General features: G+C 63.1%; 11 protein-coding genes. 9 read left to right on the top strand and 2 right to left on the bottom strand.

All coding sequences use genetic code 11. From position 1 onward, the window contains the following. The first annotated feature begins 82 nt into the window (after positions 1-82). From NWI_RS02185 to lpdA, 4 genes are all read left to right on the top strand, one after another. Positions 83-3,040 carry a 2-oxoglutarate dehydrogenase E1 component gene (locus NWI_RS02185; protein WP_011313753.1) on the top strand — a complete coding sequence of 986 codons (2,958 nt, stop codon included), beginning with the start codon at positions 83-85 and terminating at the stop codon, positions 3,038-3,040. Positions 3,041-3,142: 102 nt separating this feature from the next. Next, positions 3,143-4,417, top strand: a complete 1,275-nt coding sequence (gene odhB / locus NWI_RS02190; RefSeq protein WP_011313754.1) for a 2-oxoglutarate dehydrogenase complex dihydrolipoyllysine-residue succinyltransferase — start codon at positions 3,143-3,145, stop codon at positions 4,415-4,417. A 146-nt stretch (positions 4,418-4,563) separates the two neighbouring features. Beyond that, positions 4,564-5,064, top strand: coding sequence for a hypothetical protein (locus NWI_RS02195; protein WP_011313755.1), 501 nt, complete (start codon positions 4,564-4,566; stop codon positions 5,062-5,064). A 10-nt stretch (positions 5,065-5,074) separates the two neighbouring features. Continuing rightward, positions 5,075-6,478, top strand: a complete 1,404-nt coding sequence (gene lpdA, locus NWI_RS02200; protein ID WP_011313756.1) for a dihydrolipoyl dehydrogenase — start codon at positions 5,075-5,077, stop codon at positions 6,476-6,478. 142 nt (positions 6,479-6,620) lie between these two features. Here lpdA and NWI_RS02205 read toward each other — a convergent pair whose 3' ends face one another. Then, positions 6,621-7,586 (bottom strand): tyrosine recombinase XerC, encoded by a 966-nt coding sequence (locus NWI_RS02205; RefSeq protein WP_011313757.1) that lies wholly within the window; start codon positions 7,584-7,586, stop codon positions 6,621-6,623. A 137-nt stretch (positions 7,587-7,723) separates the two neighbouring features. Here NWI_RS02205 and NWI_RS02210 point away from each other — a divergent pair, with 137 nt between their 5' ends. Continuing rightward, on the top strand, positions 7,724-9,940 hold the full coding sequence (locus NWI_RS02210) for a primosomal protein N' (protein WP_011313758.1): 2,217 nt from the start codon (positions 7,724-7,726) through the stop codon (positions 9,938-9,940). A 91-nt stretch (positions 9,941-10,031) separates the two neighbouring features. On the opposite strand, the gene NWI_RS02215 is transcribed toward NWI_RS02210, so the two are convergent. Then, positions 10,032-10,538 (bottom strand): septal ring lytic transglycosylase RlpA family protein, encoded by a 507-nt coding sequence (locus tag NWI_RS02215; RefSeq protein WP_011313759.1) that lies wholly within the window; start codon positions 10,536-10,538, stop codon positions 10,032-10,034. Positions 10,539-11,183: 645 nt separating this feature from the next. Between NWI_RS02215 and NWI_RS02220 the strand changes: the two genes are divergently transcribed. The 4 genes from NWI_RS02220 (at position 11,184) to NWI_RS02235 (ending at position 14,707) form a co-directional block, all read left to right on the top strand. Then, positions 11,184-11,744 (top strand): F0F1 ATP synthase subunit delta, encoded by a 561-nt coding sequence (locus tag NWI_RS02220; protein ID WP_011313760.1) that lies wholly within the window; start codon positions 11,184-11,186, stop codon positions 11,742-11,744. Next, a complete protein-coding gene (atpA, locus tag NWI_RS02225; protein WP_011313761.1) occupies positions 11,744-13,276 on the top strand; it encodes a F0F1 ATP synthase subunit alpha in 1,533 nt (510 codons plus the stop codon). The genes NWI_RS02220 and atpA overlap by 1 nt, the downstream gene beginning before the upstream one ends. Positions 13,277-13,406: 130 nt before the next feature. Further along, positions 13,407-14,285, top strand: a complete 879-nt coding sequence (locus NWI_RS02230) for a F0F1 ATP synthase subunit gamma (protein ID WP_011313762.1) — start codon at positions 13,407-13,409, stop codon at positions 14,283-14,285. 17 nt (positions 14,286-14,302) lie between these two features. Further along, a complete protein-coding gene (locus NWI_RS02235; protein WP_011313763.1) occupies positions 14,303-14,707 on the top strand; it encodes an organic hydroperoxide resistance protein in 405 nt (134 codons plus the stop codon). Positions 14,708-14,735: the final 28 nt, after the last annotated feature.

Below are 14,735 nucleotides of genomic sequence, written 5' to 3' on the forward strand. Positions count from 1 at the left end.
CTGCCGGGAAGGGCTGGTCTCGCGGGGGAAAAGCGTGCGCGCCCGTCGGTGACGCGCATGACCTAAAACGTCAGGACGCGATATGTCTCGCCAGGACGCGAATGCCGCATTTGCCCTTTCCTCGTTCCTGCAGGGCGCGAATGCCGGTTACATCGACGAACTCTACGCCCGCTATGAGAAAGACCCCGGTTCGGTCGACGCTGCGTGGCAGGAATTCTTCAAAAGCCTGAAGGACTCTCCACAGGACGTCGAGAAGAACGCGAGAGGCCCATCCTGGGAGAGGGCCAACTGGCCGCAGGCTCCCCGGGACGACCTCACCTCGGCGCTCGACGGTAACTGGGCCCGGTTCGAAAAGACCGCGGACGTAAAGGCGCAGGAAACGGCGAAACCGAAAGCCTCGGTGCTCGCCGGCGGCGACGTCAATCAGGCCACGCGCGATTCGGTTCGCGCGCTGATGCTGATCCGCGCCTACCGCATGCGCGGGCATTTTCATGCAAGGCTCGATCCCCTCGGTCTCGAACCTGCGCGCGATCGTGAAGAGCTTGATCCTCGCGCCTACGGCTTCACTGAGGCCGACATGGATCGCAAGATCTTCCTCGACCACGTCCTGGGGCTCGAATACGGCTCGCTGCGCGAGATCGTGGCGATCTGCCAGCGCACTTATTGCCAGACCCTGGGCGTCGAGTTCATGCACATCTCGGACGCCGCGCAGAAAAGCTGGATTCAGGAGCGCATCGAGGGGCCGGACAAGGAGATCAGTTTCACGCCGGAAGGCCGCCGCGCCATCCTGATCAAGCTCATCGAGGCCGAGGGTTTCGAGAAGTTCTGCGACGTCAAGTTCACGGGAACCAAGCGCTTCGGTCTCGACGGCGGCGAATCGCTGATCCCGGCGCTGGAGCAGATCATCAAGCGCGGCGGCAATCTCGGCGTGAAGGAAATCGTGATCGGCATGCCGCATCGCGGGCGGCTGAACGTGCTGACGCAGGTGATGGGCAAGCCCCATCGCGCGCTGTTCCATGAGTTCAAGGGCGGTTCGGTCAATCCGGACAGCGTCGAAGGCTCCGGGGACGTCAAGTATCACCTCGGCGCCTCGAGCGACCGCGAGTTCGACAACAACCGGATACACCTGTCGCTGACCGCCAATCCCTCGCATCTTGAAATCGTGGATCCGGTGGTGCTCGGCAAGGTGCGCGCCAAGCAGGACCAGCACGGCGATCCGCCCGAGCAGCGCAACTCCGTGCTGCCGCTGTTGATGCATGGCGACGCCGCCTTCGCGGGACAGGGCGTGGTGGCGGAATGCTTCGCCCTGTCGGACCTCAAGGGCTACCGCACCGGCGGATCGATCCACTTCATCGTCAACAACCAGATCGGTTTCACCACCTATCCGCGCTACTCGCGCTCGTCTCCCTATCCGTCCGACGTCGCGAAGATGATCGACGCACCGATCTTCCACGTCAATGGCGACGATCCGGAGGCCGTGGTGTTCGCGGCGAAGGTCGCGGTCGAGTTCCGTCAGAAATTCCACAAGCCGGTCGTGATCGACATGTTCTGCTATCGCCGCCACGGTCACAACGAAGGCGACGAGCCGTCGTTCACCAATCCGTTGATGTACAAGAAGATCGCGGTGCACCCCTCGACGCTTGAACTCTACGCCAAGCGGCTGAGCGCCGAAGGCATCATAACCGAGGGCGAGATCGAAAAGCTGAAAGCCGACTGGCGCGCGCGGCTGGACGCTGAACTCGAGGCCGGCGCCGGCTACAGGCCGAACAAGGCCGACTGGCTCGACGGCAAGTGGGCCGGTCTCAAGCTCGCAGACCAGAGCGAGGAGCCGCGCCGTGGCGTCACCGGCGTGAGCATCGAGACTCTGAAGAAGATCGGCCGCAGCATTACGCGGGTTCCGGACGGTTTCCGGGTGCATCGCACGGTGCAGCGTTTTCTCGATAATCGCGCCAGGGCGATCGAGAGCGGAGCCGGGATCGACTGGGCGACGGCCGAGGCGCTGGCCTTCTGCACGCTGATGCTTGAGGGCCACAACGTCCGTCTGTCCGGCCAGGACAGCGAGCGCGGCACCTTCTCGCAGCGGCATTCGGTGCTGTTCGATCAGGAAGACGAGAGCCGCTACACGCCGTTCAATCATCTCGACGCCGATCACGGCTGCTACGAGGTCATCAATTCGCTGTTGTCGGAAGAAGCAGTGCTCGGTTTTGAGTACGGTTATTCGCTCGCGGAGCCCAACACGCTGACAATGTGGGAAGCGCAGTTCGGCGACTTCGCCAACGGCGCGCAGGTCTTGTTCGACCAGTTCATCTCCTCCGGCGAACGCAAGTGGCTGCGCATGTCGGGTCTCGTCTGCATGCTTCCCCACGGCTATGAGGGCCAGGGGCCGGAGCATTCCTCGGCGCGGCTGGAGCGCTTCCTGCAGATGTGCGCCGAAGACAACATGCAGGTCGTCAACATCACGACGCCGGCCAACTATTACCATGCGCTGCGCCGCCAGTTGAAGCGCCAGATCCGCAAGCCGCTGATCATGATGACGCCGAAGTCGCTGCTCCGTCACAAGCGGGTAGTGTCGCGTCTCGACGAACTCGGCGCCGATACGGCATTTCATCGCATCCTTTACGACGACGCGACGATGTTGCCGGAGCAAAAGATCAGGCTGGTGGACGACGATAAGATTCGCCGCGTGGTGCTGTGCTCGGGCAAGGTCTATTACGATCTCTACGAGGAGCGTGAGCAGCGCGACATCAATGACGTGTACCTGATGCGGATCGAACAGTTGTATCCCGTTCCGCTGAAGGCGCTGGTGCAGGTTCTCGGCAGCTTCAAGAACGCCGAGATCGTCTGGTGCCAGGAAGAGCCACGCAATATGGGCGCCTGGCTCTTCATCGAGCCTTACCTCGAATGGGTCCTCAATCAGATCGGCGCGCCCGGCAAACGCCCGCGTTATGTCGGCCGCGCCGCGGCCGCGGCCACCGCGACGGGGTTGATGTCGAAGCATCTTGCGCAACTCAAGGCGTTCCTCGACGAGGCGCTGAGCTGACACGGACGGTCATGTCGGACTGAAACACGAGGCCAGCTTGTGGCGGATGCTTCCGAGTATCTTTTTTCGGGACAGGTCAGCCATGACGAAAGGAAGAGGACCATGACTGAGATACGGGTTCCGACGCTCGGCGAATCGGTGACCGAGGCGACCATCGGAAAATGGTTCAAGAAACAAGGCGACGCCGTATCCGTCGACGAGCCGCTCGTCGAACTCGAAACCGACAAGGTAACCATCGAAGTGCCCGCGCCGTCCGCCGGCACGCTCGCCGAACTCGTCGCCAGGCAGGGCGAGACGGTGGCCGTCGGCGCGCTGCTCGGACAGATCACCGAAGGCGGCGCGCCGGCAAAGCCAGCGGCGGCCAAGACGCAAGGGATCAGTGCCGAAAGCACGACCGGGCGGCCGGACCTTAAGTCCGACACCACGACACCGATCAACGCTGGCCCGGAAGAACCGCGGCCGAGAGCGGAAGCCGACGCGCCGCTAGCGCCCTCGGTGCGCAAACTCTCCGCTGAGAGCGGCATCGACGCTTCCACCGTGTCGGGCTCCGGCAAGGATGGCCGCGTCACCAAGGGCGATATGCTGGCGGCGATCGAGAAGGCTGCGTCGGCGCCGACCCCGGTCGACCAGCCGGCTGCCGCCGTGCAGGTGCGCGCGCCTTCTCCGGCGGACGACGCCTCGCGCGAGGAGCGCGTGAAGATGACGCGGCTGCGCCAGACCATCGCGCGCCGCCTCAAGGATGTGCAGAACACCGCCGCGATTCTGACGACCTTCAACGAAGTCGATATGAGCGGCGTCATGGCGCTTCGCGCGCATTACAAGGACGTGTTCGAGAAGAAGCATGGCGTGAAGCTCGGCTTCATGGGCTTCTTCACCAAGGCCATCGTGCAGGCGTTGAGGGACATTCCGGCGGTCAATGCCGAAATCGACGGCAGCGACCTGATCTACAAGAACTACTATCACATCGGAATCGCCGTCGGCACCGACAAGGGACTGGTGGTGCCCGTGGTGCGCGACTGCGATCAAAAATCGATCGCCGAGATCGAGAAGAGCGTCGCCGACTACGGCCGCCGCGCCCGCGACGGTCAGCTCAAGATAGAGGAAATGCAGGGCGGCACCTTCACCATCACCAACGGCGGCATCTACGGCTCGCTGATGTCGACGCCGATCCTGAATGCGCCGCAGGCCGGCATTCTCGGCATGCACAAGATTCAGGAACGGCCGGTGGCGATCGGCGGCAAGGTGGAAATCCGGCCGATGATGTATCTCGCTCTCTCTTATGATCACCGCGTCATCGACGGCAAGGAGGCCGTCACCTTCCTTGTGCGCGTCAAGGAATCGCTCGAAGATCCGGCACGGCTGGTGCTGGATCTGTAATTCAAGCTAGAGCATGTTCGCTTCTCGTTTAATCAGAAGCGAGGCTCTGGATTATGTTTGGCGCGTTTTCTTCACGCGAACAGGTCATCCATCCTCGGGTCAGGCCCGAGGACATGCTTCGCTCGAAAACGCTATAAGGCAACCACATGACGCAAATCCTGCTGAAGTCCAATATCAGAACCGCCGAGCTCGGTCATTTGACCGCCATCGATCTGGAGTTGAATGCCGTCATTCTGGAGCTGGTTTATCTGGCTTGCTTGAGCTTCGAGCATGGCTCGTCCGCCGCAGGGATGTACCTCTCCGAGTATGGCGGCGAGATCAAAACCATTAGCTATGAGAATCCGCTGGATGTTCTGGGAGACTTCAAGAACATCTCGAAGAAGTCCGCGGACTGGGTTCTGTCACGAACGCTGTTCTACCACGACAACCACAGGCGACGGGCGAGGGCCGATCAGGAGAAGGCAAGCGCTGAAGAAAAGCATCAATCGATAATCGAGAAAAAGCTTGGCAACCTCGACAAGGCTCACGCTTTGAGAGCTAAGCTGATCAAGGACGGAGCCGATCCCGACGAACTCAACCGGCTGGTCGGAGGATTGCTCTTCGAGCAGCGCGCAAAATTGATTCCCGGGCAGGACGAGGCAGGCTGAGCAGGCACTCATGACGACATACGACCTCATCATTATCGGCACCGGTCCCGGCGGCTACGTCTGCGCGGTTCGCGCGGCGCAGCTCGGCATGAAAGTCGCCGTCGTCGAGAAGAACCCGACGCTCGGCGGCACCTGCCTCAATGTCGGCTGCATGCCGTCGAAGGCGCTGCTGCACGCCTCCGAGGCGTTCCAGGAAGCAGGACATTCGTTCGCAAGAATGGGCATCGGCGTCAGCGCGCCGAAGCTAGATCTGTCCGCGATGATGGACTTCAAGCAGCAGGGTATCGACGGCAACGTCAAGGGCGTCGAGTACCTGATGAAGAAGAACAAGATCGACGTGCTGCGGGGCGCCGGCCGCGTCGTCGCAGCCGGCCAGGTCGAGGTCACCGGGAAGGACGGCAAGATACAGACGGCCGAAACGAAGAACATCGTGATCGCCACCGGCTCCGATGCCGCGAAACTCAAGGGAGTCGAGATCGACGAGAAGCGTATCGTGTCGTCGACCGGTGCGCTGTCGCTCGACAAGGTGCCTGAAAAACTTCTGGTCGTCGGAGCGGGCGTGATCGGGCTCGAACTCGGCTCGGTGTGGCGCCGCCTCGGCGCGCAGGTCACGGTGGTGGAATTTCTCGACCGTATCCTGCCCGGCATGGACGGCGAGATCGCGAAGCAATTTCAGCGCATTCTCGAAAAGCAGGGCTTTGCATTCAAGCTCGGAGCCAAGGTCACCGGCGTCGATACATCAGGCAAGACGCTGTCGGCTCGGATCGAGCCCGCAGCGGGCGGCGCAGCCGAGACGATCGAAGCCGATGTAGTGCTGGTCGCGATCGGCCGCGCGCCCTATACCAATGGCCTCGGTCTCAAGGAAGCAGGCGTCGCGCTCGATGACCGCGGCCGCGTGGAGATCGACAAACATTTCGCGACCAGCGTGAAGGGCATTTACGCCATCGGCGATGTCGTCCGGGGACCGATGCTTGCCCACAAGGCCGCGGACGAGGGCGTGGCGTGCGCGGAGATCCTCGCAGGCCAGGCCGGCCATGTGAACTATGACGTGATCCCCGGCGTGATCTACACAACGCCAGAGGTGTCATCGGTCGGCAAGACCGAGGAGGAACTGAAGCAGGCCGGCACGGCCTATGCCGTCGGCAAGTTTCCGTTCACAGCGAATGGCCGCTCCAAGGTCAATCAGACGACAGACGGTTTCGTGAAGATTCTGGCGGACGCGAAAACCGACCGCGTGCTCGGCGTTCACATCATCGGTCGCGAGGCCGGCGAACTGATCCATGAAGCCTGTGTGCTGATGGAATTCGGCGGCTCGGCGGAAGATCTCGCGCGCACCTGCCACGCGCACCCGACGCGATCGGAAGCGATCAAGGAAGCCGCCCTCGCCGTTGGAAAACGCGCCATTCACATGTGAGACTGCGAGGACGGCAAGCTTCCGCTCTGCGATCCTAGAGCCTTTTCGCTTCTGATGGAATCAGAAGCGAGGCTCTATAATCTTGATTTGACGCGTTTTCTTCACGCGAACCGGTATCCACTTCGCTCGAAAACGCTATAGGTCAGGCGCGAGGATGCGCCGTTCGGTAGACGTCCAGCAGCCGCTCGCTGTCGATGCCGGTGTAGATCTGCGTGGTCGAGAGTGACGCGTGGCCGAGCAGTTCCTGAATCGCGCGCAGGTCGCCGCCGCGGCTCAAGAGATGCGTCGCGAATGAATGGCGCAGCGCATGGGGCGTTGCGCTGTCTGGCAGACCGAGCGCGCCGCGCATCCGCGCCATCACAAGCTGGATGATGCGCGCCCTGAGCGGGCCGCCGCGCGCACCGACAAAGATCGGCCCTTCCGGCGGCAGCGAATGCGGGCACATCGCCACATACTCATGGATGAGCGCCAGCACGTTCTGCAGCACCGGCACCATCCGCGTCTTGTTGCCCTTCCCGGTGACAACCAGCACGTCGCCTGCGCCGGGCGGCGGCACATCGCGGCGCTTCAAGCCGAGCGCTTCGGAAATGCGCAGGCCGGATCCGTACAACAGCGCCATCACCGCGGCGTCGCGCGCCCAGATCCATGGCTCCCGATCCTCGCCCGCGCGCTCGGACGCGTCGGCAAATCGCTTCGCCGCGCTCATATGGATCGGTTTCGGGACGCTCTTGCCGACCTTCGGCGCGCGGATCGCGCCGAGCGCGCCGACCTTGCCGAGCCCTTCCCGTTCCAGAAACCGCGCGAACGAGCGCAAGCCAGCCAGCGAACGCATTAGCGACCGGCCGCCGATGTCGTCGGCGCGTCGCGCGGCCATGAAGGACCGGATATCGGCGGGTTCGAGCGCGACGAAACCCTCCAGCGTCACCTGCTCGCTCCAGTGCTGGCCGAGAAACATCAGGCATTGCCTGACATCGCGCGCATAGGCTTCCAGCGTCTTTGGCGACAGCCGGCGCTCGGCCCGCAGATGCGTCAGCCAGCGCACGATCTGCTGCCCGATGTCCGACGCCGCGCAGGCGGGATCTGGAAGCGGCTCCGCGCGTTTCGCCATCATCGCACCCTGCATATGGAATCCGGCGATTATATCGCGCCGCTTTCGTTTATCCTTCGCTAATCTTCCGGTTGGCTGGCCTATGGTGGTGCCGTCCTAAATTGTTAACCCGATCTCTGATCGAGCTGATTCTCCCGATGGACCGTTCTTCGCGCCATGGCACAATCCCGGCATCGTCTTCGGCGCCGCGCGTCGTCGATGTGCTGGTTCCCGTCGCGATCGATCACGCCTATTCCTATCGCGTGCCGAGAGGGATGGAGGTGCGGCCGGGCGAGGTGGTGACGGTGCCGCTCGGCCCTCGCGAGGTGGTCGCCGTGGTCTGGGCCGGGAACCCCGCGCCGGATCCGCGCCTGCACAACCGCCTCAAGGACATCTCCGGCAAACTCGATGTCCCACCGCTCAGGGACGAACTGCGCACGCTGATCGACTGGGTCGCCAATTACACGCTGTCGCCGCGCGGCATGGTGATGCGCATGAGCCTGCGGATGGGCGAGCACCTCGGGCCGGAACGGGTGCGGCCGGGCGTGCGGCTGAGCGGCGAGCCGCCCCGGCGCATGACCCCGGCGCGGCGGCGGTTGCTGGCGGTCCTGTCGGACGGACTGCTGCGGGCGAAATCCGATGCGGCGAGGGAAGCGGGCGTCAGCGCCGGCGTTGTCGACGGCCTCGTCGATGAGGGCACGCTGACGACCGAGCCGATGCCACGGTCGCCGCCGCCTCCGCCGCCGGACCCGGATTTCGCCGTGCCCGATTTCTCCAGGTCGCAGCGCGCGGCCGTGGACGCCATGCGCGCGCTGGCGTCGAACGGTACATTCCACGTCGCGCTGCTCGACGGCGTGACCGGCTCCGGCAAAACCGAAGTCTATTTTGAAGCCGTCGCCGAAACCGTCCGCCGCGGCAGGCAGGTTTTGATCCTGATGCCCGAGATCGCGTTGACCGGGCAGTTCCGCGACCGTTTCGCGGCCCGCTTCGGCGAGCGTCCGCTGGAGTGGCATTCCGAATTGACGCCACGCAATCGCGCGCGCAACTGGGCCGCGATCGCGGCGGGTGAGGCGCAGGTCGTGGTCGGCGCGCGCTCAGCGCTGTTTCTTCCCTATGCCGACCTCGGACTGATCATCATCGATGAGGAGCACGACCAGGCCTACAAGCAGGACGAAGGCGTGCGCTATCACGCCCGCGACATGGCCGTGGTTCGCGCGCATGTCGCGAAGATTCCCATCATACTGGCCTCGGCGACTCCGTCCGTCGAAAGCGAGGTCAATGCGCGCAAGGGACGCTATCAACGCATCGCGCTGACATCCCGATTCGGCGGCCAGCATTTGCCGCGGATCGAACTGATCGATCTGCGGCGCGAGGGACCCTCGCGCGGCCGCTTCATTTCTCCGCGTCTGGCGGGAGAGATCGTGACCGCCATCGAGCGGCGCGAGCAGGCGCTGCTGTTTCTCAATCGCCGCGGTTACGCGCCGCTGACCTTGTGCCGCGGCTGCGGCCACCGCTTCGCCTGCACCATCTGTGATGCCTGGCTGGTGGATCACCGCTTCCGGGACCGGCTCGTATGCCATCACTGCGGCTTCTCGATGCCGCGCCCGCATCAATGTCCGCATTGCGCTGCCGAACAATCGCTGGTCGCGGTCGGCCCCGGCGTCGAACGGCTGCAGGAGGAGGCCGCCGCGCTATTCCCCGACGCACGGACCATGGTGCTGTCGAGCGATCTGATCACCTCGATCGAGACCATGCGCTCGGAATTGAACGACATCGCCGAGGGCCGCGTCGACATCATCATCGGCACGCAACTGGTGGCGAAGGGACATCATTTTCCGCGCCTGAACCTCGTCGGAGTGGTGGACGCCGACCTCGGCCTCGGCAACGGCGATCCCCGCGCCGCGGAGCGAACCTTCCAACTGCTCAATCAGGTGATCGGCCGCACCGGCCGCGAACAGGGTCGCGGCGTCGGCTATCTGCAAACCCATCAGCCCGAACATCCCGTGATGAAGGCCCTGGTCGCGGGCGATCGCGAGGCGTTCTATGCCAGCGAAATCGCCGCGCGTGAGCGGACCGGCTACCCGCCGTTCGGCCGGCTGGCCAGCCTGATCATATCCGCGGGTGATCGCCCGAGCGCGGAGAGCTTCGCCCGCCAACTCGCCGCGGTCGCGCCGGTCGACGAACGCATCCAGGTGCTCGGACCGGCGGAAGCTCCGCTGGCCCTGATCAAGGGACGCTATCGATTCCGCCTGCTGGTGAAGTCGGCGCGCGGCGTGGATCTCTCCGGCTATTTGCGCGACTGGCTCGCGTCCGCGCCGAAGACGAGAGGCAATCTCAAGCTCGAAGTGGATGTCGATCCGCAGAGCTTTCTTTGAGAAGCCCCGCTTCTGATGGAATCAGAAGCGGGGCTTTTTATGATCTTGATCTGACGCGTTTTGAGAAGCGAAACGCGGTGTGGGAACTGGTCTACATGACCTCGGCAACCACACGGCCGACGCCGCGGCCGGTCAGACCGATCGCGTGGGCGGCGCCTTTTGAAAGGTCCAGCACGCGGCCGCGGATGAACGGACCGCGATCGTTGATGGTGACGACCACGCTGCGGCTGCCATGGGTGACCCTCAGCCTGGTCCCGAACGGGAGGCTGCGATGGGCGGCGGTCATGGCGTTCTGGTTGAAGCGCTGGCCGGACGCGGTGCGGTTGCCGGCCTCATTGCCATAATAAGAGGCCACGCCTGAAAACGATCGGTTCGAACGGGCAGAACGTTCGAGGGACGCATTTGCGTTCGTCCAGGCAGGCCCGCCGGCGCCGTGGCTCTTCGCATGATGTCCCTGGTGATGATGACGATGATGGTTGCGCGACCCGGCCGAAGCCTCGGTGACGCCGCCTGCAATCAAGACGCTCGCGGTCATCACAGCGGCCAAGGTACGCGGCCGGATAAGAAACGCTAGCGTCGTCTTTCGCGAGTGCAACATATTAAAGGACCCCTGAAAGTATTGCCGCCCTTGCGGCAAGTGAAACCCATGATCTTTGACTCGCGGCGTGGTTGATCCTCCAACTAAGGCGTAAAATGGGCAGGGAATTGCTTCGTGACTCGGATGAAATATCTTTTGATCGGAGCGGGCTCGTTCACTAATCGTATCGTTACGTCATTTAACATAGAATTAACAATAATATACTTATGTATACTGTAAACGAAAGTCATTGCGCCTGATGAGTAACCATTCGGTAAGTACTGCGGGGAACTCACGGACTAAGCTCGACCCGGGATCGTGTAGAAGGCAACGGTGACACGGAATTAGATTGCTTTCTGTTCCACCCGGTGTTCGCCGATCGAATGACTGTACGCAGGCGCGTTGGGCGCTTCCCGCGATTCTCCTTAATTCCCGGGCTCGGTTGAAATTCCGGACACCATGCGACAAGGCATCGCCCCGCGCCGCCGTCATGTTGCACCTGCGCGCGCGCTATGTTAGCAAAGCCGCGATTTTAACGTCGCCGGTACGCTCGTGCCGGCCGGAAATCGAAGTCCCTCTTGAATTCCAAGGGCTTGGGCCGCTTTGGCGCCGCTTATTCGGCGACGGCTTTTCCCTTGCGAGTTTGACAGCTTGAAGAGCGCGGTGGTGGCTGCTGTAGATCCCTCGGTTTCTGGTGTGTCCGGCCGTTATGCGACGGCCCTGTTCGAACTCGCGCGTGAAGACAAATCGATCGACGCCGTCAAGGCCGACCTCGACAAGTTCGATGCGATGCTGGCGGAGAGCCCTGAACTGGTGCGCCTGGTGCGCAGTCCGGTTTTCAGCGCCGATACGCAAAGCAAGGCGCTCGCCGCCGTGCTGAGCAAGGCCGGGATCGGTGGCACGACCGCAAACTTCCTGAAAGTCCTGGCAGCCAACCGCCGTCTGTTCGCGGTGGCGGATGTGATCCGGGCATTTCGCGCGCTGGTCGCGAAATTCAAGGGCGAGGCCACGGCGGAGGTTACCGTCGCGGAGAAGCTTAACGACAAGAATCTGGACGCGCTGAAGGCCGCGCTGAAATCAGTGACGGGCAAGGACATCACGCTCAACGTGAAAGTCGATCCGTCCATCATCGGCGGGCTTGTCGTCAAGCTCGGCAGTCGCATGGTGGACACCTCGCTCCGGACCAAACTCAATTCGATCAAGCACGCGATGAAAGAGGCAGGCTGATGGACATCCGCGCCGCGGAAATTTCGGCGATCCTGAAGGATCAGATCAAGAATTTCGGCAAGGAAGCCGAAGTTTCGGAAGTCGGACAGGTGCTGTCCGTCGGCGACGGTATCGCCCGCGTCTATGGCCTTGACAACATCCAGGCCGGCGAGATGGTCGAGTTCGAGAACGGTACGCGCGGCATGGCGCTGAACCTCGAAACCGACAACGTCGGTATCGTGATTTTCGGCGCCGACCGCGAGATCAAGGAAGGCCAGACCGTCAAGCGCACCCGCGCCATCGTCGACGCGCCGGTCGGCAAGGGCCTGCTCGGCCGCGTGGTCGACGCGTTGGGCAATCCGATCGACGGCAAGGGGCCGATCCAGGGCGCCGAGCGCAAGCGCGTTGACGTCAAGGCGCCCGGCATCATTCCGCGCAAGTCGGTGCATGAGCCGATGGCGACCGGCCTCAAGGCCATCGACGCCCTGATCCCGATCGGCCGCGGGCAGCGCGAATTGATCATCGGCGACCGCCAGACCGGCAAAACCGCGATCGCGCTCGACACCATTCTCAATCAGAAGCCGCTCAACGTCGCCGGCGCCCCGGAGAGCCAGAAGCTCTATTGCGTCTATGTCGCGGTCGGCCAGAAGCGCTCCACCGTGGCGCAGTTCGTCAAGGTGCTCGAGGAGCAGGGCGCGCTGGAATATTCGATCGTGGTCGCCGCGACCGCGTCCGATCCGGCCCCGATGCAGTACCTAGCGCCCTTCACCGGCTGCACCATGGGCGAATACTTCCGCGACAACGCCATGCACGCCGTCATCATTTATGACGACCTTTCCAAGCAGGCCGTCGCCTATCGTCAGATGTCGCTTCTGCTGCGTCGCCCGCCGGGCCGCGAGGCCTATCCGGGCGACGTGTTCTACTTGCATTCCCGCCTTCTGGAGCGCGCCGCCAAGCTGAATGACAGCCAGGGCAACGGCTCGCTGACCGCGCTGCCGGTGATCGAGACCCAGGCCAACGACGTGTCGGCCTACATTCCGACCAACGTGATTTCGATCACCGACGGCCAGATCTTCCTCGAAACCGACCTGTTCTTCCAGGGCATCCGCCCCGCGGTGAACGTCGGCCTTTCGGTGTCGCGCGTCGGCTCCTCGGCGCAGACCAAGGCGATGAAGAAGGTCGCCGGCAAGATCAAGGGCGAACTCGCGCAGTACCGCGAAATGGCGGCCTTCGCGCAGTTCGGCTCCGATCTCGACGCCTCGACCCAGCGACTGCTCAACCGCGGTTCGCGCCTGACCGAGCTTCTCAAGCAGCCGCAGTTCTCGCCGCTGAAGATGGAAGAGCAGGTGGTGGTGATCTGGGCCGGCACCAATGGCTATCTTGATCCGCTGCCGCTCGGCAAGGTGCGTGCGTTCGAGGATGGGCTGTTGTCGCTGTTGCGCGGCCAACATGCCGACATCCTTAACACCATCCGCGACACCCGTGATCTCAGCGACGAGACGGCGGGCAAGCTCAAGAGCATCGTCGAAGGTTACGCCAAGACGTTTGCGTAAGTTTTCGTCGTGTCCGCGCCATGAGGCGCGGGGACGAAAGACGACGTGGATGCCCGGCACAAGACCGGGCGTGGCGAAGTAGGGAATTTGCGGCCGGGTCCGTGACCGGACCGGCGGGGCGAGACAGAGAATGGCTTCACTCAAGGACATGCGTGTCCGCATCGCCTCGACCAAGGCGACGCAGAAGATCACCAAGGCCATGCAGATGGTGGCCGCCTCCAAGCTTCGCCGCGCGCAGAACGCCGCGGAAGCAGCGCGGCCCTACGCCGAGAAAATGGATACGGTGATTTCAAACATCGCCAGCGCCGCGGCCGGCTCGCCCAACGCGTCGCCGCTTCTCGCCGGCACCGGCAAGGATCAGGTTCACCTGCTGCTGGTCTGCACCGGCGAGCGCGGCCTGTCCGGCGCGTTTAATTCGGCTATCGTCCGCCTGGCTCGTGACAGAGCCTTCGCTCTGATGAACCAGGGCAAGGAGGTCAAGTTTTTCTGCGTCGGGCGAAAAGGCTACGAGCAACTCCGTCGCATCTTCGAGAAGCAGATCGTCGAGACCGTCGAACTGCGCACGGTCCGTCAGCTCGGCTTCGTCAATGCCGAGGACATCGCAAGGAAAGTGCTGGCCCGATTCGATGCCGGCGAGTTCGATGTCTGCACCCTGTTCTATTCCCGCTTTCAGTCCGTCATAGCGCAGGTTCCCACCGCCCAGCAGGTCATTCCGCTGGCGGTGGAAGACGCGGCTCGGAGCGACGGCCCCGCGCCGTCCTATGAGTACGAACCGGAGGAGGATGAAATCCTCAACGGGCTGCTTCCGCGCAATCTTGCCGTGCAGATTTTCCGCGCGCTTCTGGAGAATAACGCCTCGTTCTACGGCGCGCAGATGACCGCGATGGACAACGCCACCCGCAACGCCGGCGAAATGATCCGCAAGCAGACCCTGATCTACAACCGCACCCGGCAGGCGATGATTACGAAGGAACTGATCGAGATCATTTCCGGCGCCGAAGCGGTCTAGTCGAAGGAGACGCAGCTATGGCCTATGTCACCAAGGCGACGACGAAGGGCGGCCGTAACGGCCGCGCGATCCTCGATGACGGCGGCCTCGGTCTCGCGATGGCCCTGCCGAAGGAAATGGGCGGTTCGGGCGAAGGACATAATCCAGAGCAGCTTTTCGCGCTGGGCTGGTCGTCCTGCTTCGGTCAGGCGGTGCTGGCGCTCGCCAGAAAGCATGGTCTTGACGGTCAGGCGGCCGAGATCGGCTGCTACGTCTCGATCGACAAGGACGAGATCAGCTTCGCGCTGAAGGCCGAACTTACGCTGCGCATTCCGGGCGCCGACAAGGAAAAGGTCAAGGCGCTGCTCGAAGACGCTCACACGATCTGCCCGTATTCCCGGGCCACGCGCAACAATGTGCCGGTGACGCTCAGCGTCCTCTGACACGCCTATTCGTTACAGGAGACTTTCT

The sequence above is a fragment of the Nitrobacter winogradskyi Nb-255 genome, from assembly GCF_000012725.1.
In the GTDB taxonomy this organism is placed as follows: domain Bacteria; phylum Pseudomonadota; class Alphaproteobacteria; order Rhizobiales; family Xanthobacteraceae; genus Nitrobacter; species Nitrobacter winogradskyi.

Coding starts and splice junctions, on each gene's coding strand:
- NWI_RS02195 (WP_011313755.1), top strand. CDS start 4,564: ATGACGCAAATCCTGCTGAAGTCCAATATCAGAACCGCCGAGCTCGGT.
- NWI_RS02210 (WP_011313758.1), top strand. CDS start 7,724: ATGGACCGTTCTTCGCGCCATGGCACAATCCCGGCATCGTCTTCGGCG.
- NWI_RS02230 (WP_011313762.1), top strand. CDS start 13,407: ATGGCTTCACTCAAGGACATGCGTGTCCGCATCGCCTCGACCAAGGCG.
- odhB (WP_011313754.1), top strand. CDS start 3,143: ATGACTGAGATACGGGTTCCGACGCTCGGCGAATCGGTGACCGAGGCG.
- NWI_RS02185 (WP_011313753.1), top strand. CDS start 83: ATGTCTCGCCAGGACGCGAATGCCGCATTTGCCCTTTCCTCGTTCCTG.
- lpdA (WP_011313756.1), top strand. CDS start 5,075: ATGACGACATACGACCTCATCATTATCGGCACCGGTCCCGGCGGCTAC.
- NWI_RS02235 (WP_011313763.1), top strand. CDS start 14,303: ATGGCCTATGTCACCAAGGCGACGACGAAGGGCGGCCGTAACGGCCGC.
- atpA (WP_011313761.1), top strand. CDS start 11,744: ATGGACATCCGCGCCGCGGAAATTTCGGCGATCCTGAAGGATCAGATC.
- NWI_RS02215 (WP_011313759.1), bottom strand. CDS start 10,538: ATGTTGCACTCGCGAAAGACGACGCTAGCGTTTCTTATCCGGCCGCGT.
- NWI_RS02205 (WP_011313757.1), bottom strand. CDS start 7,586: ATGGCGAAACGCGCGGAGCCGCTTCCAGATCCCGCCTGCGCGGCGTCG.